Genomic DNA, 734 nt, shown 5'->3' with positions numbered 1-734 from the left:
CGGATTAAATTGGACCGCACCAGATTACAGTACGCTTTGTAGAAGACAAAAGCATATTGATATTGCAATCAGCTACCAAAAAAGTAGCGATGGACTGCATCTACTCGTAGACTCTACAGGCATGAAGTTTCTAGGTGAGGGCGAATGGAAACGCAAGAAACATGGAGCTGAATATCGTCGCCAATGGCGTAAACTACATATTGGTATAGATGCCAAAACCCTACAAATACGCGCTATTCAGCTCACAACCAATAATGTCAGTGATTCACAGGTGCTTGGTGATTTACTTAATCAGATTCCACAAGATGAGCAGATTGACTCTGTTTATACCGATGGAGCTTATCACACCAAGCAATGCCGTCAGGTCATTGCAGATCGGCAAGCACATGCGGTGATTCCACCTAGAAAAAATGCGAAACCATGGAAAGATACAGAGATCAGCTCGCTAGAGCGAAATGAATTACTTCGAACAGTTAAACGTTTAGGCAGGACATTATGGAAAAAATGGTCAGGCTATCATCGCCGCAGTTTGGTGGAAACCAAGATGCATTGCATCAAATTATTAGGCGATAAATTAATGGCAAGAAGCTTTCCTAGTCAGGTGAATGAAATTCATGCACGTGTAGCAGTCCTCAACAGATTTACGGAATTAGGTCGACCACTTACCCAAGTTACGCCTTAAATTTGGCTCAATTAGGGGCGCTTTGCATTTCAAATCTTTGTGCAACAAAGCC

Annotated in this window: 1 protein-coding gene; it reads left to right on the top strand. The window is 42.5% G+C overall.

The window, feature by feature from the left end; translation table 11 throughout:
• Positions 1–682 (top strand): IS5-like element IS17 family transposase (locus EXE29_RS17350; protein ID WP_130125678.1); only part of this gene is annotated, 682 nt, incomplete at its 5' end.
• Positions 683–734 lie beyond the last annotated feature (52 nt).

It is taken from the genome of Acinetobacter sp. WCHAc060006, assembly GCF_004209135.1.
GTDB classification, from domain to species: domain Bacteria; phylum Pseudomonadota; class Gammaproteobacteria; order Pseudomonadales; family Moraxellaceae; genus Acinetobacter; species Acinetobacter cumulans.
The sequence above is the reverse complement of the archived record's forward strand: the minus strand, read 5'-3'. Positions and strand labels throughout refer to the sequence as shown.